Raw genomic sequence first — 25,856 nt, 5'->3', positions numbered from 1 at the left:
GCCGGCGCCGCCCGGCGCAGTGGCAGCGGGCTGAGGTCCGGGCTGGGTATTCATGCAACGACAAGGGACTCCACCGCTGTTCAGGCGCGGCCCGCCGGCAGAAATCCGGTTGGCCGTCATGGTCGCCCTGTGCGTGGTCCTGCTCGTCCTCGATTCCCAGCTGCACGTGCTCGAACCCATGCGGCGCGCCGTGGCGGTCGCCCTGTACCCGTTCCAGCGCGCCGTCATGGCGCCGCGCGACGTGGCCCAGCAGGTCAACGAATGGGTCAACGCCGCCAATCTCATCCGTAGCGAGAACGAGGCCCTGCAACGCCAGCGCATCGAGCTTTCGCAGGTCGCCACGCACGCCGCCCAGCTGGCCGCCGAAAACGCCCAGCTGCGGCGCCTGCTCGGCGTCACCGACACCGTCGAGCAGGCCGCGGTGGTGGTCGAGGTCCTGTACGAGCCGGCCAACGGCTTCCAGCAGCGGCTGGTCTTCAACAAGGGCAGCCGCGACGGCCTGGCGCCGGGCATGCCGGTCATCGACGAAGGCGGCGTGGTCGGCCAGATCGTGCGCGTCACGCCCATGGCCGCCGAGGCGGCGCTGGTCACCGACGAGCGCGTCTCGGTGCCGGTGCAGGTGTTGCGCAACGGCCTGCGCCTGATCGCCTTCGGCTCCAATTCGCCGGGGCGCATCGAAGTGCGCTACCTGGCCGCCAATGCCGACATCAAGGAAGGCGATATCATCGTCACCAGCGGCGTCGGCGGGCTGTTTCCCGCCGGCCTGCCGGTAGCCAAGGTGCTGGAAGTCGAGCGCGACACCGCGTCCGGCTTCGCGCGCGCCGTGTGCGAACCCCTGGCGCACCCCGAGCGCTACCGCCATTTCCTGGTATTGCAAGTGGACGTGGAGCGCGCCCAGTCCGATCTTCAAGAGGCCGATACCGGTGGATCGCAATAATCAGCCGGCCCCGCCGCCACGCCGCCTGGGCATGCCCAGCAACGTGCACCCCGAGCACCTGGCGCGGCCGGCGCACGGGGCCTTCGTGTGGGGCTCCCTGCTGCTGGTGTGGCTGTTGTCGCTGCTGCCGTGGCGCGTCTGGTCTGGCGCGCCCGACATCCTGGCGCTGGTGCTGGCGTTCTGGTGCGTGCACGAGCCGCGCCGCGTCGGCATGGTGGCGGCGTTCGTGTTCGGCGTGCTGATGGACGTGCACGACGCCAGCGTGCTGGGCGGCCATGCGCTTGCCTACACGCTGGTGGCCTACGGCGCGGTGGCGCTGCACCGGCGCCTGCAGCGCTTCGACCTCTGGAGCCAGGCGATGCACATGCTGCCGGTGTTCTTCCTGGCCCGGCTGGTGCAGCAGATGGTCTTTGCCTGGCTGGCCGGCAAATGGCCGGGCTGGGACTGGACCATCTCCGTCCTGCTTACCGCGGCTATCTGGCCGCTGGTCGGCTGGGTGCTCTACTTGCCGCAACGGGGCACGGACGACGTCGAATCGTCATCCGTCTGAGCCTCGCCATGTTCGAGTTCAAGCAGACCGGCCAACAGCAGCGGCAGCGCTTCAAGTTGCGCGCCTGGGTGGGCGGCCTGTTCGCGCTGGTCTGCTTCGGGGTGCTGGCCGGCCGCTTCTGGTATTTGCAGGTCGACCGCTATGAAGGCCTGTCCGAGCGCGCCGACCGCAATCGCATCGCAGTGGTGCCGATCGCGCCGCGCCGCGGCGAGATCCTCGACCGCAACGGCACGGTCATGGCGCGCAACTACCGCACCTATACGCTCGAAGTCGTGCCGGCGCAGGCCGGCGACATCGACGCGATGCTGGCCCGCCTGACGCCGATCGTCTACATCAGCCCCGGCGACCTGCGCCGCTTCAAGCGGCGCGTGGGCGAGTCGAGCCGCTATGCCAGCCTGGTGCTGCGCAACAACCTGAACGAAACCGAGGCGGCCTGGTTCGCCGCCCACTCCTACGAGTTCCCCGGCGTCGAGCTGCGCGCGCGCTGGGTGCGCGAGTATCCCCATGGCGCCACCGCCGGCCATGTGGTGGGCTATATCGGTCGCATTTCCGACGCCGATATCGAGAGCCTGGAAGAGGCGGGACAGCTCGGCAACTACCGCGGCACGGACGTCATCGGCAAGAAGGGCATCGAGAAAAGCTGGGAGCAGCAGTTGCACGGCCTGACCGGCGTCGAGGAAGTCGAGGTGACCGCCAGCGGGCGGCCGGTGCGCACTCTGCGGCGCACCGACCCGGTGCCGGGCGCCGACATCATGCTGTCCATCGACCTGGACCTGCAGCGTGTCGCCGAGGAAGCCTTTGGCGACCAGCGCGGCGCCCTGGTCGCGATCGATCCCGCCACCGGCGAAGTGCTGGCCTTCGTATCGCAGCCTTCGTTCGACCCCAACCTGTTCATCGACGGCATCGACGTCGAGAACTGGCGCCTGCTCAACGAGTCGCCGGACCATCCGCTGATCAACCGGCCGCTCTACGGCACCTACCCGATCGGCTCGACCTACAAGCCGTTCGTGGCCCTGGCCGCGCTGGAGCTGGGGGTGCGCAGCGCCACGGCCCGCATCGCCGACCCCGGCTACTACGAATTCGGCGGCCAGCGCTTCCGCAACGCCGGCGGCGCCGCCTATGGCATGACCGACATGCACCGCGCCATCGTGGTCTCGTCGGATACCTACTTCTATTCCCTGGGGCCGGAAATCGGCGTCAATGCCTTGCACGATTTCTCCAAGCAGTTCGGCTTCGGGCAGATCACCGGCATCGACCTGGACGGCGAGCGGACCGGCGTGCTGCCGTCCACCGAATGGAAGCGCAAAGCCTACAAGCAGCGCGAGCGGCAGCGCTGGTACGCCGGCGAGACCATTTCCGTGGCGGTGGGGCAGGGCTATAACTCGTTTACGCTGCTGCAACTGGCGCAGGCCACCTCCACGCTCGCCAGCAACGGCGCGTACCGCACGCCGCACCTGGTCCATGCGACGCGCGACACGCGCACGGGCCAGATCACCAGGACGCCATCCACGCCGGAATACCGCATTCCGCTCAAGCAGCAGAACGTCGACATCATCAAGGCGGCCATGGCCGATGTGGTGCGCGTGGGCACGGCGCGGCGCGCGTTCGCCGACACGCCATACCAGGCGGCCGGCAAGACCGGCACCGCCCAGGTGTTCAGCCTGCGCGGCGCGCAGTACCGCGCCAGCGAGCTCGACGAACGGCTGCGCGACCACGCCCTGTTCATGGGCTTCGCGCCGTTCGACCGGCCGCGCATCGCCGTGGCCCTGCTGGTCGAGAACGCGGGCTGGGGCGCCAGCGTGGCGGCGCCGATCGCCCGCAAGGTGTTCGATTTCTGGCTGGCCAAGACGGCCCCGGCCGCGCCGCTGCCGCCCGCCGCGGGATCGGCGCCCGATGCCTCGGCGCCGGCCGCCGCACCGCCGTCGCCGCCGGCCCGGACGCCCGAGCCGGCGCCGGCACCGCGCCCCGCGCCGCGGCCGCGCGCCCTGCCCAAGCTGCCCGAGGAAGGCGAGCGGCGCCCGCCGCCGCGCGCCTCGTCGCCGGTGCCGGCCGCGCCCGCGCTGTCCGATTTCAACGACCTGTTCGAATCGCCGCCGCCGGCGCAGGGAGACCGACCATGAAACGCCTGGGCGCCCTGCTGGCTCGCGTGTTCCTCGCCTTCGACTGGCCGCTGCTGCTTATCCTGGTGCTGTTCGCGTGCCTCGGCCTGACCGTCATGCATTCGGCGGTGGGCAGCACTGACTGGCGCTTCGCCGAGCAGTCGCGCAATTTCCTGATCGCCTTCGGCGCCATGTGGCTGGTAGCCCTGGTGCCGCCCCGCACCCTGATGCAAATGGCCCTGCCGTTCTATGTAGTGGGGGTGGCCTTGCTGCTGGGGGTGGAGTTCTTCGGCGAGACCAGCAAAGGCGCGACGCGCTGGCTGGATCTCGGCATTACCCGCATCCAGCCGTCCGAGATGATGAAGATCGCCGTGCCGCTGATGCTGGCCTGGTATTTCCAACGCCACGAGGGCGACGTGCGCATCCGCGACTTCCTCGCGGCGGCCGTCATGCTGGCCGCGCCGTTCGGCCTGATCGTGCTGCAGCCCGACCTGGGCACGGCGCTGCTGGTGTTTGGCGCCGGTTTCTGCGTGATCTACTTTGCCGGCCTGTCGTTCAAGCTGCTGGTACCGCTGGTCGTCGTGGGGGTGCTGAGCATCGGCACGCTGATCTACTACGAAGATACGCTGTGCCAGCCCGAGGTCGACTGGGTGGTGCTGCACGACTACCAGAAGCAGCGCGTCTGCACGCTGCTCAATCCCAGTTCCGACCCGCTCGGCAAGGGGTTCCACACCATCCAGTCGATGATCGCGGTCGGTTCCGGCGGGCTCTACGGCAAGGGCTACATGCAGGGCACGCAGACGCACCTGGACTTCATCCCGGAGCGCACCACCGACTTCATTTTCGCGGTGTACGCCGAGGAGTTCGGCCTGTACGGCGGGGTGGCCATGCTGGTGCTGTACGGGCTGCTGATTGCGCGCGGGCTGGCCATATCGGTGCGCGCCTCGTCGCAATTCGGCCGGCTGCTGGCCGGCGCGCTGACGATGATGGTGTTCATCTATGTGTTCGTCAATGTCGGCATGGTGACGGGCGTCCTGCCGGTGGTGGGGGTGCCGCTGCCGTTCATGAGCTACGGCGGCACCGCGCTGTTCACCATGGGCATCGCCTGCGGCATCCTGATGAGCATTTCGCGGCACCGCAGCCCGCAGTCGTAGCGGCGCTACAGCACGGCCTTGAGGTGCTCGTCCAGGTACAGGGTGGGGGCCACGCGCCAGCCGCTTTGCGCATAGCGCAGCCAGCGCCCCAGCACCAGGTGCGTGAGCAGGCTGGCGTGCGCGGCGATGTTGGCGTCGGCCGCCAGGTCGCCGTCGCCGACCGCCACGCGCAACGACTGCTTCAGCGACGCCTCGATGCGGTCGTTGATGTGGTTGATACGTTCCTGCAGGCGGTTGTCTTCCGTGACCAGCGCGTCGCCGGTCAGCACGCGGGTCATGCCCTTGTTGCGTTCAGAGAAGGCCAGCAGCATGGACACGGTCTTGCGTGCCTGGCCCAGCCCGCGGGGCTCGGCCGCGATGATCTGGTTGACCAGGGTGAACAGGCTGACCTCGATGAACTCGATCAGCCCTTCGAACATCTGCGCCTTGCTGGCGAAATGGCGGTACAGCGCGGCCTCGGACACCTGCATCCGGGCGGCCAGGGCCGCGGTGGTGATGCGGGCGGCGTGCGGCTGTTCCAGCATTTCCGCCAGGGTCTGCAGAATCTGGGTTTTGCGCTCGCCGGGTTTGCTGGCCATGGGCTGACAACGGGGAAGGGTGGTGGAGGGCGCGCCGCTATCCGCGCAGCGGACGCCGGCGCAGCAGCAGGTCACTGACCGAGTTTACCCGCAAGTCGACGTATGCCGGCCGATGGTTGCCGCCGCGCGCGAACGGGGTGCCCGGATGGTAGACATGCACGGTGCGCAGGCCGGCGCGGCGCGCCCCGCGCAGGTTCGAGAGGGTGTCCTCGACCAGCACGGCGCGCGCGGCCGGCACCCCTTCGCGCGCCAGCACGTAGCGCAGCAGCGCCGCCGACGGCTTGGGCCGGTACTCGCCGTGCAGGCGCATGTGTTCGATGGCCCACAGGCTGTCGAAGTGGCGCAGGATGCCCAGCCGCCGCAGCACCGCGCGCGCGTAGTGGAAGGGCGCATTGGTCAGCAGCACCTTGCGCCCCGGCAACTGGCGCAGCTTGGCCGCCAGGCCGGTTTCGGCGCGCACCAGCGGCGCCACGTCGAAATCGTGGCTCAGGCGCAGGAAGGAGTCGGCGTCGATGCCATGGTGGCGCACCATGCCGATCACGGTGGCGCCGTAGCGCCGCCAGTATTTGGCGCGCAGCTGGTTGGCGGTGTCGATGTCCACGCCCAGCGATTCGGCCACCGCCCGCGTCATGCCCTGGTCGATGCGCGGGAAGATGGCGTGCGACGTGTCGTGCAGGGTGTTGTCGAGGTCGAACAGCCACAGGCGGTCGGGCACGCCCGTGGCGATGCGGCGCGAGCGGCGCTGGCGCGCCGCCGGCCGCAGCAGGTGGCGGCGCACCTGCATCAGTGCGAGCTGATCATGGTGCCGACGCCCTGGTCGGTCAGGATCTCCAGCAGCAGGCAGTGCGGCACCCGGCCGTCGACGATGTGCACCGAGTTCACGCCGTTCTTGGCGGCATCCAGCGACGACGCGATCTTGGGCAGCATGCCGCCCGAGATGGTGCCGTCGGCGAACAGTTCGTCGATGGTCTGGGCCGACAGGCTGCGCAGCAGCTTGCCGCCCTTGTCGAGCACGCCCGGGGTGTTGGTCATCATCAGCAGCTTCTCGGCGCCCAGCACCTCGGCCATCTTGCCGGCGACCACGTCGGCATTGATGTTGTAGGCTTGGCCGTCCTCGCCGTAGCCGATGGGCGAGATCACCGGGATGAACTGGTCGTCCTGCAGGGCCTTGACCACGGCGGGCTCGACCTGGGTGATGTCGCCCACGAAACCGATGTCGATCGGTTCGCCGGGGTTGTCCTTGTTGGCCATCAGCTTCTTGCGGGCCTGGATCAGCATGCCGTCCTTGCCGGTCAGGCCCACGGCCTTGCCGCCGACCTCGTTGATCATCATGACGATGTCCTGCTGGACCTGGCCGCCCAACACCCATTCGACCACTTCCATGGTCTCGGCGTCGGTGACGCGCATGCCTTGCACGAAGGTGCCCTGCTTGCCGATGCGGCGCAGCGCGTCGTCGATCTGCGGGCCGCCGCCGTGCACCACCACCGGGTTCAGGCCGACCAGCTTGAGCAGCACCACGTCATGGGCGAAGCTGCGCTGCAGGCGCTCTTCCGTCATGGCGTTGCCGCCGTACTTCACCACGATGGTCTTGCCGTGGAATCGTCGGATGTAAGGCAGCGCTTCGGAAAGAACGGCCGCCTTGACAGCGGGAGACGAAACGGCGGCAGGGTCGGGGGTGTCAGTCATGTCGGAATGCGCTCTGGTAGTGATTGAAAAAGGAAAAACGCCTGCGCCGGCGCGGGTTCGGCGCAACTGGGAATTGTAGTACCCATAGCCGGCTTATACCCGGTTCCCATGATGTTATGCCCGACAAATGACCGTCATTCAGGTAAATTTGGGGGCGTTTTTGCAACGGCTGCCGCCCCGTGGGGCGCGGCTGGCCGCCGTCATCCCACTCTACGAGGTCGCCCATGCGCTTTGCTTTCGTCCGGACCGCCCTGCTGGCGTCCGCCTTCATCCTGGCTGGCGCCGCCCACGCCGAAAAACTGACCGTCGGGGCCACTCAGGTGCCCCACGCCGAGATCCTCGAAGTGGTCAAGCCGGCCCTGGCCAAGGAAGGCGTCGAGCTCGACATCAAGGTCTTCAGCGACTACGTGCAGCCCAACCTGCAACTGGCCGACAAGGAGCTGGACGCCAACTTCTTCCAGCACAAACCGTACCTCGACACCTTCAACAAGGACCGCGGCACCAAGCTGGTGTCGGTGGGGCTGGTGCACGTCGAGCCGTTCGGCGGCTATTCCCGCAAGGTCAAGTCGCTGGATGCGCTGCCCGAGGGCGCCACCGTGGCCATTCCCAACGATCCTTCCAACAGCGGCCGCGCCTTGCTGCTGCTGCAGAAGCAGGGTCTCATCAAGCTGAAGGACCCGGACAACATCGTGGCCACGCCGCTGGACGTGGTCGAGAATCCCAAGAAGCTGCAGTTCCGCGAGCTCGAGGCCGCCATGCTGCCGCGCGCCCTGGGCGACGTGGCTCTGGCGCTCATCAATACCAACTACGCGCTGGAAGCCGGCCTGGTGCCCACCAAGGACGCCCTGTTTATCGAGGGCGCCGATTCGCCCTACGCCAACCTGGTGGCCGCCCGCGAAGACAACAAGGACGCGCCGGCCATCAAGAAGCTGGTTGACGCGCTGCATTCTCCCGCAGTGAAGCAGTTCATCCAGGACAAATACAAGGGCGCCGTCGTGCCGGCATTCTGAGCCGGCGCCGCCCGGCTCAGGCCGGGCGGTCGCCCTTGAGGGTGATCCGGTGCATCACGCGGCGAAAGCCGTGGTAGTCGTTGACCGGGTTGTGCTGGGCGCAGCGGTTGTCCCAGAAGGCGATGGTGTCGGGCTCCCAGGCGAACCGGCAGGTGAACTCCGGCCTGACCTGGTGCTGGAACAGGAATTGCAGCAGCGGCGCCGCTTCCTCCTTGCTCATGCCCTTGATGCCCACGGTGTGGGCCACATTCACGTACAAGGCGCGGCGCCCGGTCTCGGGGTGGGTGCGCACCACCGGGTGCTCGGCCACGTATTCCACCGGCGCCGCCTCGCGCCCGTCGCTGCGGATGCGGTCCTCGCGCGTCTTCGATACATCCGCCTGGGCCGAGCTGTTGATGCCCACCAGTCCTTCCAGCAGCCCGCGCATCGTCTCCGACAGGCTCTCGTAGGCCAGGTACTGGTTGGCGAACAGGGTATCGCCGCCATAGGGCGGGATTTCTCGCGACAGCAGCATGGAGCCCATCGGCGGCTCTTGCAGGTAGGCGGTGTCCGAGTGCCAGATGCCGCCGAAGTTCGAAGTTTCGTGCTCCAGCTTCTTGACCTCGATAATGGTCGGATAGCCTTCCAGGCCGCGCACGAAGGGGTATTCGATCGGCTCGCCCATGGCCCGCGCGAACGCCAGGTATTGGGCCGAGTCCAGTTTCTGGCCCTTGATGAAAATGACCTGGTGGTCCAGCAGCGCCTGCCGCACTTCGGCGGCCTGGCCGGCCGACAGCCCGCCGGCCAGGTCGATGCCAGACAGTTCGGCGCCCAGTGCGCCGGCGATTTTCCTGATCTTCATGAACGCTCTTCCAGTGGCGGGCGGACCCGGTTGTGTACTGGAAGGCATCGTATGCCGCCCGCCGTGTGCAGACAAATCAAATAATATGAGCGATTGTTCAGTAAATTTTAATACCGGACCCGGGCCAGCCTTACAACCCTTGCTGCAGCATGTCGACCAGCCGCGACGCCGGGGGCGACAGGCGGTGGCCGCGGATCGTCACGACGGCGATGGTGCGCTGCAGGGCCGGGCGGGCGATGCGCACGGTCTTCAGGGCCGTGCCGCGCGGAATGGCGATGCGAGGCAGGATGCCGGCGCCCAGCCCGGCCTCGACCATGGCGATCAAGGTGCTTACGTGAGTGAACTCGTAGCTCAGGTCCGCCTCGATGCCATTGGCGTGCAAGGCGGCTTCCAGGTGCCCGCGGAACAATGAATTGGGCGCCAGGGTAAGCAGCCGCAGGCGCGTCAGCTCGCGCAGCGAAATGGTCTTGCGGCCGTTGTCCCGGTAGCCGCGTGGCAGCAGCGCGCAATACTCGTCGTCGAAGATCGGCCGGAATTCCAGTTCCGGGCGCTTTTCCTCCATTGGACTGATGCCGAAGTCGACCTCGCGCCGCCGCACGGCCTCGAGCAGGTCATGGTGCGAGAGTTCGCGCACGCGTACGGCTATCCCCGGGTACTGGCGGGCGTATTCGGTCAGCAGGGCGGGCAGGCGCGCGCCGGCCACGGTAGGCACGCAGGCGAATGCCAGGTTGCCGTGCTGGGCATTGGCGGCCTGCTGGATCAGGCTCAGGCCGCTGTCGAGCTCGGCCATGGCCTTGCGCGTGCTGATGAGCAACTGCTCGCCTTCGGGCGTGAGCTCGACGCGGCGGGTGGTGCGCTGGAACAGGGCCACGCCGACCTGTGCCTCCAGCTGCTTGATCTGCATGCTGATGGCGGGCAGCGAGACGAAGTTCTGCTCGGCGGCCTTGCGGAAACTGGCGTGCTCGGCCACCGAGATGAAGGCCGACAACAGCTTGAAGTTGATCTTCTGGGGCATGGACGGCCGGACCGTGGCGGGCGAGGGCGGCCCCGCGCTTCTTTTACAGGGAACAGGCCCTAGCCGGCGGCCAGCGCCTTCTCGACGGCGGCGTGGAACTCGGCCCGGTCGTACTCGCCCAGGTAGCGCTTGATGATCCGGCCGTGCTTGTCGATGAGGAAGGCGGTGGGCGTGAGCCGCACGTCGCCGAAAGCGCGCGCGATGTCGCCCTTGGTGTCGAGCGCTACCGGGAACGGCAGCTTGCGCGTCTCGGCGAAATTCAGCACATAGTTGGGCGGGTCGTAGCTCATGGCGACCGCGATGGCCTCGTAGCCCTCGGGGGCGTACTGCTGGTAGGCCTGGATGGTGTCGGGCATCTGCTTGACACAGGTCACGCAACTGGTGGCCCAGAACTTGACCAGCACGACCTTGCCGCGCAGGTCCTGCATGCTGAACGTCTTGCCCTCGATGGTGGTGAAGGCCACATTGGGCGCCATCGGCGCCGGGCGCCAGACGAACCAGGCGCCGATGCCGGCCGCCACCAGGACGGCCAGGGAAAGGATGAGCTTTTTCATTTACTTGATGGGTATCGCCTGGACACCGTCGACCGTGCCGCCGCCGCCCGACTCGATGGGCGCCGGGCTTTGCTGCGGCGCGCTGCCGGACTGCGCCCCCTGCTGCTGGGCCGACGAGCCCGACAGGCGCAGGGCCTCTTCGCGGCTGATGACTTCGAACAGTTTAACCACTTTGGACACGCCACCCACTTCCGAGGCGGCGGTGGCGGCATAGTTGCCCTCGGCCTCGGTGACCAGGCCCATCAGATAGACCACGCCGCGGTCGGTGGTGAGGTCGATGGTGCCCGAAGGGACGTACTTGGTGTTGATCAGGGTGGTCCGGACCTTGGAGCTCAGCCAGGTGTCGTTGGAGCGCGTGCTGAACGAGGCGGCCGGTCCGACGTTCAACTGGTTGACCACCTTTTTCACGTGCTGGACGTTCTGCGCCAGGGCCGCGGCCTGGGTCTTGGCGGCTTCCGACGGCACGTCGCCGGTCAGCAGCACGACGCCGTTGTATGCCATGGCATTGACCCGGGCGCTCGTGCCCAGCTTGGTGGCGGTATCGCGTTCGACCTTGTAGGCGATGTTCTTGTCTTCGAGCTGGGCGCCCGAAGTGCGGCGGTCCGAGACGACCACGGCGGTGGTGGCGGCGGCGCCCCCCACGACCAGCGGCGCGCATGCCGACAGGGACAGCGCGGCGGTGCTGAGCAGGGCGGCGAGCAGCAGGGGACGGGCGGCGGTTTTGGCGTCGGGCATCATTCGGTGTCTCCTAGAAGAAGGGCGTCTATACCGTCGCAGAGCGCGTGCAGCAGCAGGCCGTGGATTTCCTGGATGCGCATGGTGCGGTCGCTGGGCACACAGAGATGGACGTCGTGCGCGCCCAGGAGTTCATTTATTACCCCGCCGCCCTTGCCGGTGAGCGCGATGACCGTCATTTCGCGGTCGTGGGCGGCCTGCACGGCGCGGGCCACATTGGCCGAATTGCCGCTGGTGGAAATGGCCACCAGGACGTCGCCCGGCTGGCCCAGCGCGTTGACCTGGCGCTCGTAGATTTCCTCGAAACCGTAGTCGTTGCCGACCGCGGTGAGGATGGCCGTGTCGGTGTTCAGAGCCACCCCGGCCAGCGGCAGGCGTTCGCGTTCGAAGCGGCCTACCAGCTCGGCGATGAAATGCTGCGCGTCGGCGGCCGAGCCGCCGTTGCCGCAGGCCAGAATCTTGCCGTTGTTGGCCAGGGCCGCGAACAGCAGGTCCACGGCGCCCGCCAGCGGGCCGGACAAGGCTTGCATGCTCTGTTCACAGGTGGCCATGGCGTCGCGGAAGTGCGACGTCATCCGAGAAGTCATATCCATGGCCGCCATTATCTCACGGCGCCGCCGCGCTACAGGCTGAACGCGGCCTTGAGCCAGTGCGGCCCGTCGGGCTCGAAGGCGACCACATCGAAGCGCGTCGCGGGGATGCGGCCGCCCCAGTGCCGGTCGGCCAGCGCGGGCAGCAGCAGGGCGGCGCTGCGCAACAGGCGCGCCTGCTTGGCGCGGCCGACGCTCGCGGCGGCGCCGCCATAGCGGCCGCTGGCGCGGGCGCGCACCTCGACGAACACCAGCACATCGCCATCGCGCATGACCAGGTCGATCTCGCCCGCCCCGCCGGGCAGGTTGCGCGCCAGCGGGACCAGGCCGGCCGCCGCCAGGAGCCGCGCGGCCTGGGTCTCGCGCGCGGCGCCGGCGCGCTGGGTGGGCGACAGGCGCGGCGCGTCGTCGGGCCTGCGGCGCGCCGCCGCGCGCCCGGCGGCGGCCCGGCGGCGCTTGAGCAGGCGCTCTTGCGCCTGGCGGGCGCGTTCAAAGGCGATATCCAGGGCGGGGTCGTCCATGCGAATGCCGTTCAGGAGAATGGAAGGCTACACTGGCACAGTTTCACCTGTAGCCGCCAATCGTCGATGAATCAGAATGTCCCGCTTGCACCCGCCGGCGACGCCTGGGCCCGCATGGCCGAGCGCGTGGCCGGCCAGCATTGGCCCGAGGCCGCGCTGTATGTCGTGGCCACGCCCATCGGCAACCTGGGCGACCTGGGCCTGCGCGCCTGGCAGGCCCTGGCCCGCGCCGACGTGATCGCGGCCGAGGACACCCGCTCCAGCCGCAGCCTGCTCGATGCCTGGGGCATCGCCACGCCCCTGATGGCGGCGCATCGCCATAACGAGGCCGCTGCCGCCCAGCAGATCTGCCAGCGGCTGGCGCAGGGCCAGCGGGTGGCGCTGGTGTCCGACGCCGGCGCGCCGGCGGTCAGCGACCCCGGCGCCCGGGTGGTGCGCGCCGTGCGCGAGGCGGGCTATGCGGTGGTGCCGGTGCCGGGGCCCAGCGCCGTGATCACGGCCTTGATGGGCAGCGGCGTCACGTCCGACGAGAACCCCGCCTATGCCTTCGCCGGCTTCGCGCCCTCCAAGGCGGCGGCGCGCCAGCGCTGGCTGCGTTCCTGGTGCGCGCTGGCGGCGCCGGTGGTGATGTTCGAGTCGCCGCACCGCCTGGCCGCGACCCTGGCCGATTTGCTCGAGGTCTGCGGCCCGCGGCGCCGCCTGACCGTGGCGCGCGAGCTTACCAAGCGCTTCGAGCAGATCGCCACCATGCCGCTGGCGCAGGCCGCGCAATGGCTGGCCGACGACCCGCACCGCGAGCAAGGGGAATTCGTATTGATCGTCCATGCCGCCGAGGCCGCGGCCGCCGATGCGGCGCAAGCCGAGGATCCGGCCACCGGCGCGTTGCTGGACGCGCTGCTCGAGTCCCTGTCGGTGCGCGATGCGGCGCGAGTGGCCGCGAAAGTCACCGGGCAGCCCCGCGATGTCCTCTATGCCCTGGCGCTGGCGCGGCGCCCAGCGCCATGAAGCCGCCGTCCGCCACCGAGGCCGTGGCCTATCTCGATACCGATACGCCGCTGGGGCCGCTGCGGCTGGCCGCCAGCGAAACCGGCCTGCGCGGCGCATGGTTCCTGGACCAGGACGACTTGCCCGCGCCGTCGCCGGCGTGGGGCCTGGCACCTTCGCATGCGGTGCTGTGCCAGGCGCGCGCCGAACTGGCCGAATGGTTCGCCGGCCGGCGACGCGAGTTCGAGGTGGCGCTGGAGCCGCTGGGCACGCCGTTCCAGCAGGCGGTGTGGCAGGCGCTGCTGGCCCTGCCGTTCGGCGCCACCTGCAGCTATGGCGAACTGGCCCGGGCCATCGGCAGGCCCAAGGCCGTGCGGGCGGCGGCGCAGGCGATCGGCCGCAATCCCATTTCCATCATCATTCCTTGTCACCGGGTGATCGGCCGCGACACGTCGCTGACCGGCTTCGGCGGGGGGCTGCCGCGCAAGCAGGCCTTGCTGGCGCATGAGGGGCACCGCTACCTGGGCCGTCACGCGCGCACGCGGCGGGTGGATAGCGGCCAGGCCGAACTGCCCTGGTAGGTCAGGGTCCGACGACGTTGGGCAGGATGCCAATGCGGTCGACCACCTGGCCGACAGCGTCCAGCGCGCTGGCGCGGTCGGCATAGGGCCCGATCTTGACGCGGTACAGGCTGCCGGTCTGCTGCACGGTGGCAGGCGGGTCGCCGGCGGCCGGGCCGAGTTGCTGGTTGACCCGGCTCATGAGCGATTGGGCATTGGCCGGCTCGCTGAAGGCGCCGACCTGCAAGTACACCTGGCCCGGCGCGGACGCCGCGGCGGGGGCCGGGGTCGCGCGTCCCAGTTCGGTCATAGCCAGCCCCGCCGGCTCGGGCTGGCCGGACGGGCTCGCCGAGGCGAGCATCGTGGGGGACGGCGCCGCGTCCGTCATGGTCTGGCGGTCGGCTTGCGCCAGGCGGATCTCCTCCGGCAGGATGCGTTCGACCACCACCTCGCCCTTGCCGGGCTTGATGATGCCCAGCTTGCGCGCCGCCGCATACGACAGGTCCATGATGCGGTTGCTGTGGAACGGGCCGCGGTCGTTCACCCGCACGATCACGGTCTTGCCGTTGATCGTGCTGGTGACTCGCGCATAGCTCGGCAGCGGCATGGTCGGGTGCGCCGCCGTCATTTCGTACATGTCGTAGACCTCGCCGATGGCGGTGCGCTTGCCATGAAACTTCTTGCCGTACCAGGAGGCGATGCCGCGTTCCTTGTAGGGTTGTTCGCCGTCATCCGGCACATAGCGCTTGCCGAACACCGTGTATGGCCGGTTGGCGCCGCTGGCCAGGGGCTCGAGGCGCGGGATGGCGTCCGGAACGCTCTCCAGGCCGGACGGTGGATTGGCTTCGGGGCCGTCGTCCTGGTAGTAGCCGCCGCCAGTGGCGGCCTGGTGAGTCTTGGGGGAAGAGGAGCAGCCGGCGATCGCCATGGCCAGGCCGATCAGCAGGAATGTGAATAGTTGTCGTGATCTCGTCATGCGGGTTCGTCGGGCAATTGCGTGCGATGCCGCACCAGCAGCGGGGTGTGGTCGGAGAAGCGGCGCGCCAGCTGCTCCACCACGTACACCGAGCGGTGCTGGCCGCCGGTACAGCCAATGGCAACGGTCAGGTAATTGCGCGTATCTTGCGTGTATTGCGGGAGCCAGCGGCTCAGGTAGCCGGCAATATCGTCGATCATCTGGCCGACGATATCGAAGCTGGCCAGCCAGTTCGCCACCGGTTCGTCACGGCCGGTCAAGGGCCGCAGATTGCGATCATAGTAGGGATTGGGCAGGCAGCGCACGTCGAACACCAGGTCGGCGTCGCTGGGAACGCCGCGCTTGTAGGCGAACGACTCGAAAGTCAGCACCAGGGGCGGCCGGTCGGCCTGGATCAGGCCGCGGATCCAGGCGCGCAACTGGCCCGGCGTCAGGTCGGAGGTGTCGATGACGTGTTCCTGCTCGCGCAGGGGGGCCAGCAGGTCGCGCTCCAGCGCAATGCAGTCCAGCAGCGACGGCGACGTGCTGCCGCGCGCCAGGCGGTCGGTGAGGGGGTGGCGGCGGCGCGATTCGGAATAGCGCTGGACCAGCGTATTCGTGTTGGCGTCCAGGAACACGACGCGCAGCGAGGTGCCCATGGCGCGCAGCGCCGTGATCACGCCCGGCAGCTCGGCCAGTTCGCCCGGCGAACGCACGTCGATGGCGATGGCTATCCGTTCCAGCCCGTCGTCACGCGCGCCGGCGATGACTTCGCTGAGAAAACGGACCGGCAGGTTGTCGATGCAAGTGTAGCTGGCGTCTTCCAGCATGCGCAGCGCCACCGACTTGCCCGAGCCGGATATCCCGGTGATGAGGACGACTTTCAACATGGCCTTGATTGTTGCACGATTTTGCCGTCGTGATACCCGCCTGATACGGCCCGATATAGCATTACAGCGCCATTGGCCTGTAACATGGGCGGGCTCCTCTTCCCGCTCCCGACCGGGCGCGGCCTTCTTTTGCATCGATGTTGTCCAGGAATGTCAGCATTTTCACTTTTCTCCCGTATTGCGGGCCCGGCCGCGCTGGCCGCCGCAGCGGGAATGGCGGCGCTGGCCGCCGGGCCCGCCGGGGCGCAAGAGGGCGCGTCCCTGCGCCCGGACACCATGCAGGCGCGCGTGGCGGCCTGTACCGCCTGCCACGGCGACCAGGGTAAAGCAGGGACGGATGGGTACTATCCGCGCCTGGCCGGCAAGCCGCGCGATTACCTGTATCACCAGTTGCTGAATTTCCGGGACGGGCGGCGCCAGTACCGTCCCATGGCCCATTTGCTGGACGGCCTGCCCGACGATTACCTGCGCGAGATCGCAGCCTACTTCGCCGACCAGCATGTCCCGTATCCGCCGCCGACCGCGCCCGCCGTCTCGGCCGCCGTCCTGGAGCAGGGCCGGCTGCTGGCCACCCAGGGGGACCCGCAGCGCGGGCTGCCGGCCTGTGCCGCCTGTCACGGGGCTGCGTTCAGCGGCCTGGCCCCCGCCATACCCGGCCTGCTGGGCCTGCCGCGCGACTACATCGCCGCGCAGATCGGCGGCTGGAAGAACGGCCTGCGCCGGGCGGCCGAGCCGGATTGCATGGCCGCCATCGCCGACAAGCTGACCCCCCAGGACATCGGCGCCCTCTCGGCGTGGCTGGCGTCGCGCCCCATCGTCGAGCCCTACGTGCCCGATCCCGCCGGGTCGACGGACCTGCCGGTCGAGTGCGGCAGCCAGGCCCGGCACTAAGGGGGACGACATGAAACTCATCAAGCAAATCCTCCTGATCCTGGTGCTCGCCGTGGCGGCGGGCGTTTCCATCCTGTACTGGGTAGGCACCCGCGAAGACGACGCCGAGGCCGCCGCCGCGGTCCAGGCCGATGCCGGCCAGCTCGTCGAACGCGGCCGCTACCTGGCCCGGCTGGGCAATTGCGCGGCCTGCCATACGGCCCGCGGCGGCCAGGCCTATGCCGGCGGCACGCCCATCCCGACCCCGTTCGGCACCTTGTACGGCCCGAACATCACGCCAGACCGGCAGACCGGCATCGGCGCCTGGAGCGCCGACGATTTCTGGCGCGCGCTGCACAACGGCAAATCGCGCGACGGCAGCCTGCTGTATCCCGCGTTTCCATATACCGAGTACACGCGCATTACCCGTGCGGATGCCGATGCCCTCTATGCCTTCCTGCGCACCGTCGAGCCGGTCGAGCGGGCCAATCGTCCGCATGACCTGGCGTTTCCCTACGACCAGCGCTGGTTGCTGGCAGTCTGGCGGGCGCTCTATTTCCGCCCCGGCGTCCAGCAGGACCAGCCCGACCAGCCGGCGCAGTGGAACCGCGGCCGCTATCTGGTGCAGGGCCTGGGCCACTGCGCGGCCTGCCACGCGCCGCGCAACCGCCTGGGCGCCAGCGTCGGGGCCGAGCGCCTGGGCGGCGCTCTGATCGCCGGGCTGGACTGGTACGCCCCGCCGCTGGACGGCGATCCCCTGACCGGGCTGGGGCGCTGGAGCGCACAGGACATCGCGACCCTGCTGCAGACCGGCATGGCGCGTCATTCGAGCGCCGCCGGGCCGATGGCCGAGGTGGTGCTGGGCAGCTCGCAATACCTGACCGACGCCGACGCCCTGGCGATCGGCGCCTACCTGAAGTCCTTGCCCGCCGCCGAGACCAGGCCGGCGCCGGGGCGCCCGGCCGGCGCCGCCCTGATGCAGCGCGGCGGCCAGTTGTACGAGCAGCATTGCGTGCAATGCCACCAGGCCGACGGCTCGGGCAGCGGCCGGGCGTGGCCCGCGCTGGCGGGCAACCCGACCGTCACCGCGCCGTCGCCCGTCAACACGATCCGCGTGGTGCTGGACGGCGGCTATGCCCCCGCCACGGCGGCCAACCCGCGTCCGCATGGCATGCCGCCGTTCGGCCCGCTGCTGGGCGATGCCGACGTGGCGGCGCTGGTGTCGTACGTGCGGTCCAGCTGGGGCAATGGCGCCGGCTCGGTCACCGCATTCGACATCAAGCGCGTGCGCAGCGCCGCGACGCTCGATTAGGGCTTGCTTACGCCGACAGAAGGCCCCGCCCGCTGGGCGGGGCAGGCTACTTGCTGCTCTGCAGGATCGCCATGGCCTGGCGTTCCATGAATTCGCCCAGGGTGTCGATGCCGCGCAGCTTCAGGATGGTATTGCGCACCGCCGCCTCGACCAGCACGGCGAGATTGCGGCCGGCCGCGACCTGCAGCATCACCTTGCGCACCGGCAGGCCGAGCATGTCCTGGGTGATGTCCTGCAGGGGCAGGCGCTCGAACTTGTCCTGCGCGGTGGCGCGCACCAGGTGGACGATCAGTTTCAGGCGCATCTTGCGGCGCACCGAGGTCTCGCCGAAGATGGTGCGTATGTCCAGCAACCCCAGTCCGCGCACTTCGAGCATGTTCTGCAACAGTGGCGGGCAGTGCCCTTCGATCATGCTGGGCGCGGTGCGCGAGAACTCCACCGCATCGTCGGCCACCAGGCCGTGGCCGCGCGAGATCAGCTCCAGCGCCAGTTCGCTCTTGCCCAGCCCCGATTCACCGGTGATCAGCACCCCCAGGCCGAGCACGTCCATGAACACGCCGTGCACCGTGGTGGTGGGAGCCAGCTTCTTGCCCAGGTAGATGCGCAGCAGGTCGATGAGCTGGGCCGCCGCCACCGGGGTGGACAGCAGCGGCACCTGGTGCTGTTCGCATTGGTCGATCAGGTCCTGCGGCGGGGAGAGGCCGTCGGCCAGCAAAATGGCCGGCACGCCGCCGATCAGCAACTCGTCCATGTGGTGCGTGCGGCGGCGCAGGTCGAAGCGGCTGTAATACGCCAGTTCTTCCTGGCCGAACACCTGGATGCGCGACGGGTGGATGAGGTTCAGGTGGCCGACCAGGTCGGCGGCCGCCATGCCGTCGTCGCGGATCGCCCGGTCGGCGGCGCCGTGGCCGGCGATCCAGTTGAAGGGGATTTTGTCGGCGTTGTCGTCGACCAGTTCCTGCACGGTAAGCATGGCAGCGACTCCGCGGCGGTCAGCGTTGACCCGTGGTGAGCATCCGGTGGACTTCGGCCGGATCCGCTTCGGTGGCCAGGCCTTCGCGCAACGCCTTGTTGGACATGAGCTGCGCCAGTTCGGCCAGGATGTCCAGGTGCTGCTGGGTGGCGGTCTCGGGCACCAGCAGGCACATCAGCATCGTGACCGGCTGGCCGTCGGGGGCGTCGAATGCCACGGGCTGCGCCAGCCGGATGAACGCGGCCAGGGGCTGTTCCAGCCCCTTGACGCGGCCGTGCGGCACCGCCACGCCCTGCCCGAGCGCGGTCGAGCCGAGGCGCTCACGGGCGAACAGGCTGTCGAACACGACGGTCCGGGCCAGGCCATGATGATTTTCGAAAAGTAGCCCGGCCTGCTCGAACGCCCGCTTCTTGCTGGTGGCGTTCATGTCGAGCACGATGTTGCCGGCGGGGAGGATGCGCGACAAATGATTCATGCGGGTCATTATATGGTTATATGCCGCAGTGCAAAAACGCACGGCGGCGGCGTGCCTTGTGAACGCGACAGCATAGTCGGTTCCGGACGCTAATGGGAGGGGGAGGGTGACTAGCCGATGCCCCGGCGGGATGGGTACTGCATCCTGCGGGACACCGGGGTCGGATGATCCACCGGGGGGATCATGGGTTCAAGCTCGGGCGCATGCTCGGCGCGAGCGTGAGGTGAGGCGCGGGACTACGGGTTCTGCTGCGCGATGGCAGCGGCTTGTCGCTTCACCGACTCGGCTGAATGGCTTTGCACCTTGTCTTTGTGCTTGAGGACCTGGCGATCGATCTTGTCGGCCAGCAGGTCGATGGCTGCGTAGAGGTTTTCGTCCACCGCTTCGCAGTGGATGTCCTTGCCGCGCAGTCTCATGGTGATTTCGGCTTTGTGCCGCAGGGGCTCTACTGAGAGCATGACCTGGGTATCGATCACGTGATCGAAATGCCGCAGCACTCGCGCCAGTTTATTCATGACATATTCCCGGATGGCCGGGGTGACGTCGAGGTGACGACCGCAGATGCTCAGGTTCATAGTGCGCTCTCCTTCCTTGAAAAAGAGAAATGGGTGCGCGAATCGCGCGAGGGATTTTGTAAAAGGGCCTCCTGTAGAAGGGTGAAAAGAGGTTTCGCGCTGCCGCGGAAAGCGGCGGCGTTCAGTACTAGTGTATAGACTCTGGCGGGTAAAACAAGTTGCGCCGGGACAAGCGCAGGCGCCCTCCCCAGGGTGGCCGTGGGCAGGGGTTTTCCCGGGGCGGGAGGGGGCTTGCCGCGCGGGCGCGGCTGGGTTACATGCGGAAGTGTTCGCCCAGGTAGACGCGCCGGACGGCGGGGTCGCCGACGATTTCGTCGGGCTGGCCGTCCGTCAGCACCTTGCCTTCGCTGATGATGTAGGCGCGGTCGCAGATGCCGAGGGTTTCACGCACGTTGTGGTCGGTGATCAGCACGCCGATGCCGCGTCCCTTGAGGAAGCGCACGATGCGCTGGATTTCGATCACGGCGATCGGGTCCACCCCGGCGAACGGCTCGTCCAGCAGGATGAAGCGCGGCCGCGTGGCCAGCGCGCGGGCGATTTCCACGCGGCGGCGCTCGCCGCCGGACAGCGAGATGGCGGCATTGCCGCGGATATGGCCGATCTGCAGTTCGTCCAGCAGCGCTTCGAGCTGTTCCTTGATCTGGGATTCCGACAAGGTCTTGCCGTGTGCGTCGATCTGCAGTTCGAGCACGGCGCGGATGTTCTGCTCGACCGTCAGGCGCCGGAACACCGAGGCGTCCTGTGGCAGGTACGACAGGCCCATGCGCGCCCGCTTGTGGATGGGCATGGAGGTGATCGGGGCGTCGTCGATCTCGATGCGTCCCGCATCGGCGGGCACGAGGCCGACGATCATGTAGAAGCTGGTGGTCTTGCCGGCCCCGTTGGGGCCCAGCAGCCCCACGACCTCGCCGCTGACGACCGACAGCGAGACATCCTGCACGACGGTGCGGCCGTTGTAGATCTTGCGCAGGCCGGTGGCGCGCAGGCTGCCCTGCTTGACGCCCGGGGCGGGGGAGGAAGGGTTGGAGGTCTGGGTCATCGTGGATGCGGTCGGATGAGGCGAAGGGGGCGTCAGCTGCCTTGCTTGGCGCCCTTGCCGCCCTTGGCGCGGCACTCGGCGATGGCCGCGTCGGCCTTGGCGCGCGGCTCGGCCAGCGAGCGCACGCGTCCGCCCGGCGCCGACGAATTGGGGCCGCCCTGGGCCTGGTAGATTCCGGTTTTTTCGTTGTAGCGCACGCGTTCGCCCCGGATGGTGTCGAACGGCTTGCCGCAGATGTAGCGGGTGACGACCGCCTGTCCGATCAGGTCGAACTGGCTCTTGGTGCCGTCGTATTCGGCGCGCAGGCCCTTGCCTTCGATGACTTCGTACGTCTCGGGGCGTTCCTGGCGAATGGTGACGATCTTGCCCTTGTCGGCGGTGGCGGTGCCGTACTGGTTGCCGCCGGCGTCTTCATGGACTTCCAGCCGGTCGGCGGTCAGTTTCATGAGGCCGCGCGTCAGCACGACATTGCCGGTGAAGATGCTTTGCCGCTTCACGTCGTCGTAGTGCAGCGTGTCGGACAGGATCAGCGTGCTCGGCTCCTCGGCGGGTGCATTCTGTTGCTGCGCCTGCGCGCACATGGCCGCGCCCAGCAGCAGGGCGCCGAGCAGCCGCGTCGAAGCAAGAAGAGGACGGGAATGGGTCATGGTCGGTTCTGGGTTGATTTGCGCGACTGGCGCTGGCGTGTTTCGGCGCCGTCGATCTTGACGTCGGTGGAGGCCGACACCTGGAGTTGCCGGGTCTTGTTGTTGTAGTGCATGCCGGTGCCGCTCATGCGCGAACGGCCCTTCACGACCACGGCCGGCAGGTCGGTGTAGACCACGTCCTCGTCGGGCAGGATGATGAGCTGCTCGCTGCGCACGTCGAGCGCGTCGTTGTTGGCGTCGGGCTGGCGGTGCACATGCGCCTCGCCGTTCATGACGATGCGCTTGCCGTCGCGCTCCATGATGGCGGTCTTCGAAGTGCCGACCGTGATGGGGTTCTCGGCTTGCTGGCCGATCGCGCGCGGCGCCGTCACGTGGTAGGAGTCGTCGTCGGGAAAATGCTGCACATAGTCGCCTTCGAGCCGATTGATCGGCTTGCCCGCCGGGTCGGTGCGCAGCATGACGAAATCGCGCCCCCAGGAATCCATTTCGTGGGTCAGCCGGCGCGGCGGGTCGACCGGTATGGCGCGCTGCGCGTAGTCGGCGGCCCACCAGGTGCCGGCGACGAGCGCGATCAGCAGGAATAGCGCGATCAGGGCGGGGAGACGTTCTTTCATGCCGTGGCGGCGGTTACTGGATGGCACCGGGGCCCAGCAGGCCGGGCGCCATCATGAAGGCGCCCAGCCGGCCTTGCGCGGCCAGGAGCAGGTCGCAGCACTCGCGTACCGCGCCGCTGCCGCCCGGCTGCGACGCGACCCAGTGCGCGGCCTGGGCGATGTAGCCCGGCGCATTGGCGACGCTGGCGGCGAAGCCGGCGCGCTGCATGGCGGGCAGGTCGATGATGTCGTCGCCCATGTAGCCGGTCTGTGTCAGTTCGACGCCATTGCGCTGGGCGAGTTCCGCCAGCGCGGCGGCCTTGTCGCGTACGCCCTGGTGGACCTCGGCGATGCCCAGCTCGGCGGCGCGGCGGTCGACGATGGGCCCCGAGCGGCCGGTGACGAGGGCCACTTTCAGGCCGCCCTCGATCAGCAGGCGCAGGCCGTGGCCGTCCAGCGCATGGAAGCGCTTGAACAGTTCGCCGTTCTCGCCGTAGTACAGGCTGCCGTCGGTGAGCACGCCGTCGACGTCGAAGACCATCAGCCGCACGGCGGCGGCGCGCTCGCGCACGGCCGGCGCGATGCGGGCCAGCACCAGGGCCTCGGCGGGATGGGTGGAGGAGGGGGAAGTCGTCATGGTCATACCACCTTGGCGGCCATCAGGTCGTGCATGTGCAGGGCGCCCAGCAGCGAACCGTCGGCATCCAGCACCAGCATCTGGTTGAGCCGTTGTTCGTCCATCTGGCGGGCGGCCTCGACGGCCAGGGCGTCCGGGCCGATGCTGCGCGGCATGCGCGTCATGCCCTGGGCCACCGTCAGGTTGCGGATGTCGCCATGGCGCTCGATGAGGCGGCGCAGGTCGCCATCGGTGAAGATGCCCGCCGGCTTGCCGGCGGCGTCGAGCACGATGGTCATGCCCATGCCCTTGGCCGACATTTCTTCCAGCGCCGGGAACAGCGGGGAATCCTGGCCTACTGTGGGCAGCGCCGCGCCCTTGCGCATGACGTCGCGCACATGGGTCAGCAGCCGGCGCCCCAGCGTGCCGCCCGGGTGCGAGCGGGCGAAGTCCTCGGGGCCGAAGCCGCGCGCCTCCAGGCAAGCCACGGCCAGCGCGTCGCCCAGCGCCAGCGCGGCGGTGGTGCTGGCCGTCGGCGCCAGGTTGAGCGGGCAGGCCTCCTGCGCCACGCTGGTGTCCAGGTGCAGGTCGGCCAGGCGCGCCAGCTCGGAAGACGGGTTGCCGGTCATGGCGATGAGGCCGGCCCCCATGCGGCGGGCCACCGGCAGGATCGTCAGCAATTCCTGGCCCGAGCCGGAATGCGAGATCGCGATCAATACGTCATCGCGGGTGATCATGCCCAGGTCGCCATGGATGGCTTCGGCGGCGTGCACGAAGAAGGCCGGCGTGCCGGTCGAGGCGAAGGTGGCGGCGACCTTGCGGGCGATGTGGCCGGTCTTGCCGATGCCGCTGACCACCACGCGGCCACGGCAGGCCAGCAGCATGTCGACCACGCGCGAGAAGCCGTCGTCCAGCCGGGCCGACAGGTCGTGGATGGCTTGCGCCTCGACCTGCAGGGTGCGGCGCGCCGAGTCGAGGGCGGCTTCGGACGAAGAATGGGGATGCTCAGTCATGGCGGGATTTTAATCGTAGTATGGCAGGTTGCTGGCGCCGGGGGTGCTATGGCATGCTGGCGCCGCAATTTCCGGTTTCAACTCTTTTTCCAGGCCCGTCACATCATGTCTTCGTTTCCCGCGCCCGTGCTGGGCACGCCCCTGTCCGCCTCGGCCACCCGCGTCATGCTGCTGGGCGCCGGCGAACTCGGCAAGGAGGTCATCATCGCCTTGCAGCGGCTGGGGGCCGAAGTCGTGGCGGTCGACCGCTACGCCGATGCGCCGGGCCACCAGGTGGCGCATCGCGCGCACGTCATTCCCATGACCGACGCGCAGGCGCTGCGCCGCATCATCGAGCAGGAGCGCCCCGCCGTGGTCGTGCCCGAGATCGAGGCCATCGCCACGGACGTCCTGGTCGAGCTCGAGGCGGCCGGCGCTGTGCGCGTCACTCCGACCGCGCGCGCCGCCCAGCTGACCATGAATCGCGAAGGCATCCGCCGCTTGGCCGCCGAGACCCTGCACCTGCCGGTCTCGCCGTACCGCTTCGTCGACAGCGAGGCCGAGCTGCGCCAGGCCATCGACGGCGGCATTGGCTACCCGTGCGTGGTCAAGCCGGTCATGTCGTCCTCCGGCAAGGGGCAGTCGGTCATCCAGGGGCCCGACGACATCGCCGGCGCGTGGCGCTATTCCCAGGAAGGCGGCCGGGTGGGCGCGGGCCGCATCATCGTCGAAGGCTTCATCCGCTTCGACTATGAAATCACCCTGCTCACGGTGCGCGCACGCGGCGCCGTGCATACGCATTTCTGCGACCCGATCGGCCACCGCCAGGTCGACGGCGACTACGTCGAGAGCTGGCAACCGCACCCGATGCGCCCCGCGGCGCTCGAGCGCGCCCAGGAAATTGCCCGCGCCATCACCACCGAACTCGGCGGGCTGGGCGTATTCGGGGTGGAACTGTTCGTGGCGGGCGACCAGGTCTGGTTCTCGGAGGTCAGCCCGCGTCCGCACGATACCGGCATGGTCACCATGATCAGCCAGGTCCAGAGCGAATTCGAGCTGCACGCGCGAGCCCTGCTGGGCCTGCCGGTCGACACCTCGCTGCGCCAGCCGGGCGCCAGCAGTGTCATCTATGGCGGCGTGGACGCGCGCGGGGTGTCCTTCCACCACGTGGCCGAGGCCCTGGCCGAACCCGGCACGGACATCCGGCTGTTCGGCAAACCGGAATCCTACGTGAAGCGCCGCATGGGCGTAGCCCTGGCGGTGGCGGCCGACGTGGACGCAGCCCGCGAAAAAGCCGGGCGGGTCGCAGCGACGGTGGCCGTGCGCGCATAGACTTCGGCGGGCACGCCGTGTTCGCCTGTTTTCCTGCCTAGGCGCGACTTTGCCAATTCGCAACGAGCTTGCGTTCTTTTTCTGTTAGTTCGATAATTTCAGGAATTTCTGAAATCTACGTAACAGAATTTTCATGACGCTCAGCCCCCAGACCGAACGCTTCGTCCTGCATTTTGGCGAAATGGGCAGCCGGTGGGGGGTCAACCGCACCGTGGGGCAGATCTACGCCCTGCTGTTCCTGTCGCCGCAGCCGCTGCACGCGGACGACATCGCCGAAGCTCTGGGTTTCTCCCGTTCCAATGTCAGCATGGGGCTCAAGGAGCTGCAGTCGTGGCGCCTGGTCAAGCTGGTGCACCAGGTGGGCGACCGGCGCGACTATTTCGAGTCGCCCAAGGATGTCTGGGAAATCTTCCGCATCCTCATGGAAGAAAAGCGCAAGCGCGAGATCGATCCCACACTCACCCTGTTGCGCGACACGCTGCTCGCGCCGCCCACCGGCGCCTCCGAGGCCTATGCCCAGCAGCGCATGCGCGAAATGCTCGAACTCATCGAATTGTCCACGGGCTGGTTCGACGAAGTGCATCGCCTGCCGCCCGAGACGCTGCAAAGCTTGATGAAACTGGGCACCAAGGTACAGAAAGTGTTGGATTTTGCCGGCAAGCTGCGGGGCCGGGAATGACACCGCGGCACAAATCGAGGAGTATTCCTATGAACTTGCCGTGGCGACCCCTATCATGGGCCAGCTGTCGTATCGATCTCGGCATGTGCGTGCT

30 protein-coding genes are annotated in these 25,856 nt (G+C 68.4%); 11 read left to right on the top strand and 19 right to left on the bottom strand.

The genetic code is table 11. The features are described from left to right. Nucleotides 1-52: 52 nt before the first annotated feature. From mreC to rodA, 4 genes are read left to right on the top strand one after another with little or no spacing between them, the layout of a single operon-like run. Nucleotides 53-937: a rod shape-determining protein MreC gene (gene mreC / locus ACKTT0_RS06160; protein WP_407848986.1), complete on the top strand. Its 885-nt coding sequence runs from the start codon at nucleotides 53-55 to the stop codon at nucleotides 935-937. Between the two features lie 31 nt (nucleotides 938-968). After that, complete coding sequence (gene mreD, locus ACKTT0_RS06155; protein ID WP_407848984.1) at nucleotides 969-1,487, top strand: rod shape-determining protein MreD; 519 nt, start codon at nucleotides 969-971, stop codon at nucleotides 1,485-1,487. 8 nt (nucleotides 1,488-1,495) lie between these two features. Continuing rightward, a complete protein-coding gene (mrdA, locus tag ACKTT0_RS06150; RefSeq protein WP_407848983.1) occupies nucleotides 1,496-3,607 on the top strand; it encodes a penicillin-binding protein 2 in 2,112 nt (703 codons plus the stop codon). After that, a complete protein-coding gene (gene rodA, locus ACKTT0_RS06145) occupies nucleotides 3,604-4,740 on the top strand; it encodes a rod shape-determining protein RodA (protein WP_407848982.1) in 1,137 nt (378 codons plus the stop codon). Before mrdA ends, rodA begins: the two co-directional genes overlap by 4 nt. 5 nt (nucleotides 4,741-4,745) lie before the next feature. On the opposite strand, the gene slmA is transcribed toward rodA, so the two are convergent. From slmA to argB, 3 genes are read right to left on the bottom strand one after another with little or no spacing between them, the layout of a single operon-like run. After that, the gene (gene slmA / locus ACKTT0_RS06140; protein WP_407848980.1) at nucleotides 4,746-5,318 is read right to left on the bottom strand and encodes a nucleoid occlusion factor SlmA; all 573 of its coding nucleotides are present in this window, start codon (nucleotides 5,316-5,318) and stop codon (nucleotides 4,746-4,748) included. Nucleotides 5,319-5,355: 37 nt separating this feature from the next. After that, a complete protein-coding gene (locus ACKTT0_RS06135) occupies nucleotides 5,356-6,102 on the bottom strand; it encodes a pyrimidine 5'-nucleotidase (RefSeq protein ID WP_407848978.1) in 747 nt (248 codons plus the stop codon). After that, on the bottom strand, nucleotides 6,102-7,004 hold the full coding sequence (gene argB / locus ACKTT0_RS06130) for an acetylglutamate kinase (RefSeq protein ID WP_407848977.1): 903 nt from the start codon (nucleotides 7,002-7,004) through the stop codon (nucleotides 6,102-6,104). Before argB ends, ACKTT0_RS06135 begins: the two co-directional genes overlap by 1 nt. Before the next feature lie 224 nt (nucleotides 7,005-7,228). Here argB and ACKTT0_RS06125 point away from each other — a divergent pair, with 224 nt between their 5' ends. Continuing rightward, nucleotides 7,229-8,014 carry a MetQ/NlpA family ABC transporter substrate-binding protein gene (locus ACKTT0_RS06125; protein WP_407848975.1) on the top strand — a complete coding sequence of 262 codons (786 nt, stop codon included), beginning with the start codon at nucleotides 7,229-7,231 and terminating at the stop codon, nucleotides 8,012-8,014. Between the two features lie 16 nt (nucleotides 8,015-8,030). Here the strand turns inward: ACKTT0_RS06125 and ACKTT0_RS06120 are convergent, their stop codons facing one another. The 6 genes from ACKTT0_RS06120 to ACKTT0_RS06095 all read right to left on the bottom strand — a co-directional run bounded on the left by ACKTT0_RS06120 (nucleotide 8,031) and on the right by ACKTT0_RS06095 (nucleotide 12,270). Then, nucleotides 8,031-8,855: a TauD/TfdA dioxygenase family protein gene (locus tag ACKTT0_RS06120; RefSeq protein WP_407848973.1), complete on the bottom strand. Its 825-nt coding sequence runs from the start codon at nucleotides 8,853-8,855 to the stop codon at nucleotides 8,031-8,033. 130 nt (nucleotides 8,856-8,985) lie between these two features. Further along, the gene (locus tag ACKTT0_RS06115; protein ID WP_407848971.1) at nucleotides 8,986-9,870 is read right to left on the bottom strand and encodes a LysR family transcriptional regulator; all 885 of its coding nucleotides are present in this window, start codon (nucleotides 9,868-9,870) and stop codon (nucleotides 8,986-8,988) included. Nucleotides 9,871-9,929: 59 nt separating this feature from the next. Next, nucleotides 9,930-10,424 carry a peroxiredoxin family protein gene (locus ACKTT0_RS06110; RefSeq protein WP_407848969.1) on the bottom strand — a complete coding sequence of 165 codons (495 nt, stop codon included), beginning with the start codon at nucleotides 10,422-10,424 and terminating at the stop codon, nucleotides 9,930-9,932. Further along, nucleotides 10,425-11,162 carry a BON domain-containing protein gene (locus ACKTT0_RS06105; RefSeq protein WP_407848968.1) on the bottom strand — a complete coding sequence of 246 codons (738 nt, stop codon included), beginning with the start codon at nucleotides 11,160-11,162 and terminating at the stop codon, nucleotides 10,425-10,427. Then, a complete protein-coding gene (locus ACKTT0_RS06100; RefSeq protein WP_407848966.1) occupies nucleotides 11,159-11,752 on the bottom strand; it encodes a phosphoheptose isomerase in 594 nt (197 codons plus the stop codon). The genes ACKTT0_RS06105 and ACKTT0_RS06100 overlap by 4 nt, the downstream gene beginning before the upstream one ends. Before the next feature lie 29 nt (nucleotides 11,753-11,781). Then, nucleotides 11,782-12,270 (bottom strand): YraN family protein, encoded by a 489-nt coding sequence (locus ACKTT0_RS06095; RefSeq protein WP_407848965.1) that lies wholly within the window; start codon nucleotides 12,268-12,270, stop codon nucleotides 11,782-11,784. A 66-nt stretch (nucleotides 12,271-12,336) separates the two neighbouring features. Here ACKTT0_RS06095 and rsmI point away from each other — a divergent pair, with 66 nt between their 5' ends. Beyond that, nucleotides 12,337-13,275: a 16S rRNA (cytidine(1402)-2'-O)-methyltransferase gene (gene rsmI / locus ACKTT0_RS06090; protein ID WP_407848964.1), complete on the top strand. Its 939-nt coding sequence runs from the start codon at nucleotides 12,337-12,339 to the stop codon at nucleotides 13,273-13,275. Continuing rightward, nucleotides 13,272-13,835, top strand: a complete 564-nt coding sequence (locus ACKTT0_RS06085; RefSeq protein ID WP_407848962.1) for a methylated-DNA--[protein]-cysteine S-methyltransferase — start codon at nucleotides 13,272-13,274, stop codon at nucleotides 13,833-13,835. The genes rsmI and ACKTT0_RS06085 overlap by 4 nt, the downstream gene beginning before the upstream one ends. 1 nt (nucleotide 13,836) lies before the next feature. Here the strand turns inward: ACKTT0_RS06085 and ACKTT0_RS06080 are convergent, their stop codons facing one another. Together ACKTT0_RS06080 and rapZ are read right to left on the bottom strand one after the other, a co-directional pair. After that, nucleotides 13,837-14,790 (bottom strand): septal ring lytic transglycosylase RlpA family protein, encoded by a 954-nt coding sequence (locus ACKTT0_RS06080; protein WP_407848961.1) that lies wholly within the window; start codon nucleotides 14,788-14,790, stop codon nucleotides 13,837-13,839. Next, nucleotides 14,787-15,659: an RNase adapter RapZ gene (gene rapZ / locus ACKTT0_RS06075; RefSeq protein ID WP_407848959.1), complete on the bottom strand. Its 873-nt coding sequence runs from the start codon at nucleotides 15,657-15,659 to the stop codon at nucleotides 14,787-14,789. The genes ACKTT0_RS06080 and rapZ overlap by 4 nt, the downstream gene beginning before the upstream one ends. Nucleotides 15,660-15,809: 150 nt before the next feature. On the opposite strand from rapZ, the gene ACKTT0_RS06070 reads away from it, so the two are divergent. Together ACKTT0_RS06070 and ACKTT0_RS06065 are read left to right on the top strand one after the other, a co-directional pair. Next, nucleotides 15,810-16,550 carry a c-type cytochrome gene (locus ACKTT0_RS06070; protein WP_407848958.1) on the top strand — a complete coding sequence of 247 codons (741 nt, stop codon included), beginning with the start codon at nucleotides 15,810-15,812 and terminating at the stop codon, nucleotides 16,548-16,550. A gap of 10 nt (nucleotides 16,551-16,560) precedes the next feature. Then, complete coding sequence (locus ACKTT0_RS06065; RefSeq protein WP_407848956.1) at nucleotides 16,561-17,841, top strand: c-type cytochrome; 1,281 nt, start codon at nucleotides 16,561-16,563, stop codon at nucleotides 17,839-17,841. Nucleotides 17,842-17,887: 46 nt separating this feature from the next. Here ACKTT0_RS06065 and hprK read toward each other — a convergent pair whose 3' ends face one another. The 8 genes from hprK to ACKTT0_RS06025 form a co-directional block, all read right to left on the bottom strand. After that, nucleotides 17,888-18,814: an HPr(Ser) kinase/phosphatase gene (gene hprK, locus ACKTT0_RS06060; protein ID WP_407848954.1), complete on the bottom strand. Its 927-nt coding sequence runs from the start codon at nucleotides 18,812-18,814 to the stop codon at nucleotides 17,888-17,890. A gap of 19 nt (nucleotides 18,815-18,833) precedes the next feature. Further along, entirely contained in the window at nucleotides 18,834-19,289 is a 456-nt protein-coding gene (locus ACKTT0_RS06055) for a PTS sugar transporter subunit IIA (RefSeq protein ID WP_407848952.1), read from the bottom strand. A 236-nt stretch (nucleotides 19,290-19,525) separates the two neighbouring features. Further along, nucleotides 19,526-19,864, bottom strand: a complete 339-nt coding sequence (gene hpf / locus ACKTT0_RS06050) for a ribosome hibernation-promoting factor, HPF/YfiA family (RefSeq protein WP_028354994.1) — start codon at nucleotides 19,862-19,864, stop codon at nucleotides 19,526-19,528. Nucleotides 19,865-20,117: 253 nt separating this feature from the next. Further along, on the bottom strand, nucleotides 20,118-20,903 hold the full coding sequence (lptB, locus tag ACKTT0_RS06045) for an LPS export ABC transporter ATP-binding protein (protein WP_407848951.1): 786 nt from the start codon (nucleotides 20,901-20,903) through the stop codon (nucleotides 20,118-20,120). A 32-nt stretch (nucleotides 20,904-20,935) separates the two neighbouring features. Continuing rightward, on the bottom strand, nucleotides 20,936-21,550 hold the full coding sequence (lptA, locus tag ACKTT0_RS06040; protein WP_407848949.1) for a lipopolysaccharide transport periplasmic protein LptA: 615 nt from the start codon (nucleotides 21,548-21,550) through the stop codon (nucleotides 20,936-20,938). Further along, nucleotides 21,547-22,164, bottom strand: coding sequence for an LPS export ABC transporter periplasmic protein LptC (gene lptC / locus ACKTT0_RS06035; protein ID WP_407848947.1), 618 nt, complete (start codon nucleotides 22,162-22,164; stop codon nucleotides 21,547-21,549). The genes lptA and lptC overlap by 4 nt, the downstream gene beginning before the upstream one ends. 13 nt (nucleotides 22,165-22,177) lie before the next feature. Next, on the bottom strand, nucleotides 22,178-22,786 hold the full coding sequence (locus tag ACKTT0_RS06030) for a KdsC family phosphatase (RefSeq protein ID WP_407848945.1): 609 nt from the start codon (nucleotides 22,784-22,786) through the stop codon (nucleotides 22,178-22,180). Further along, the gene (locus ACKTT0_RS06025) at nucleotides 22,783-23,772 is read right to left on the bottom strand and encodes a KpsF/GutQ family sugar-phosphate isomerase (RefSeq protein WP_407848943.1); all 990 of its coding nucleotides are present in this window, start codon (nucleotides 23,770-23,772) and stop codon (nucleotides 22,783-22,785) included. The genes ACKTT0_RS06030 and ACKTT0_RS06025 overlap by 4 nt, the downstream gene beginning before the upstream one ends. 105 nt (nucleotides 23,773-23,877) lie before the next feature. Here ACKTT0_RS06025 and purT point away from each other — a divergent pair, with 105 nt between their 5' ends. Both purT and ACKTT0_RS06015 read left to right on the top strand, forming a co-directional pair. Then, nucleotides 23,878-25,083, top strand: coding sequence for a formate-dependent phosphoribosylglycinamide formyltransferase (gene purT, locus ACKTT0_RS06020; protein ID WP_407848941.1), 1,206 nt, complete (start codon nucleotides 23,878-23,880; stop codon nucleotides 25,081-25,083). Nucleotides 25,084-25,216: 133 nt separating this feature from the next. Further along, entirely contained in the window at nucleotides 25,217-25,762 is a 546-nt protein-coding gene (locus tag ACKTT0_RS06015; RefSeq protein WP_407848939.1) for a GbsR/MarR family transcriptional regulator, read from the top strand. Nucleotides 25,763-25,856 lie beyond the last annotated feature (94 nt).

Origin of the sequence: Bordetella saccharivorans (genome assembly GCF_045862855.1) — a bacterium.
Classification (GTDB): Bacteria; Pseudomonadota; Gammaproteobacteria; order Burkholderiales; family Burkholderiaceae_B; genus Bordetella_A; species Bordetella_A petrii_F.
This window is presented reverse-complemented; position numbering and strand designations above follow the sequence as displayed.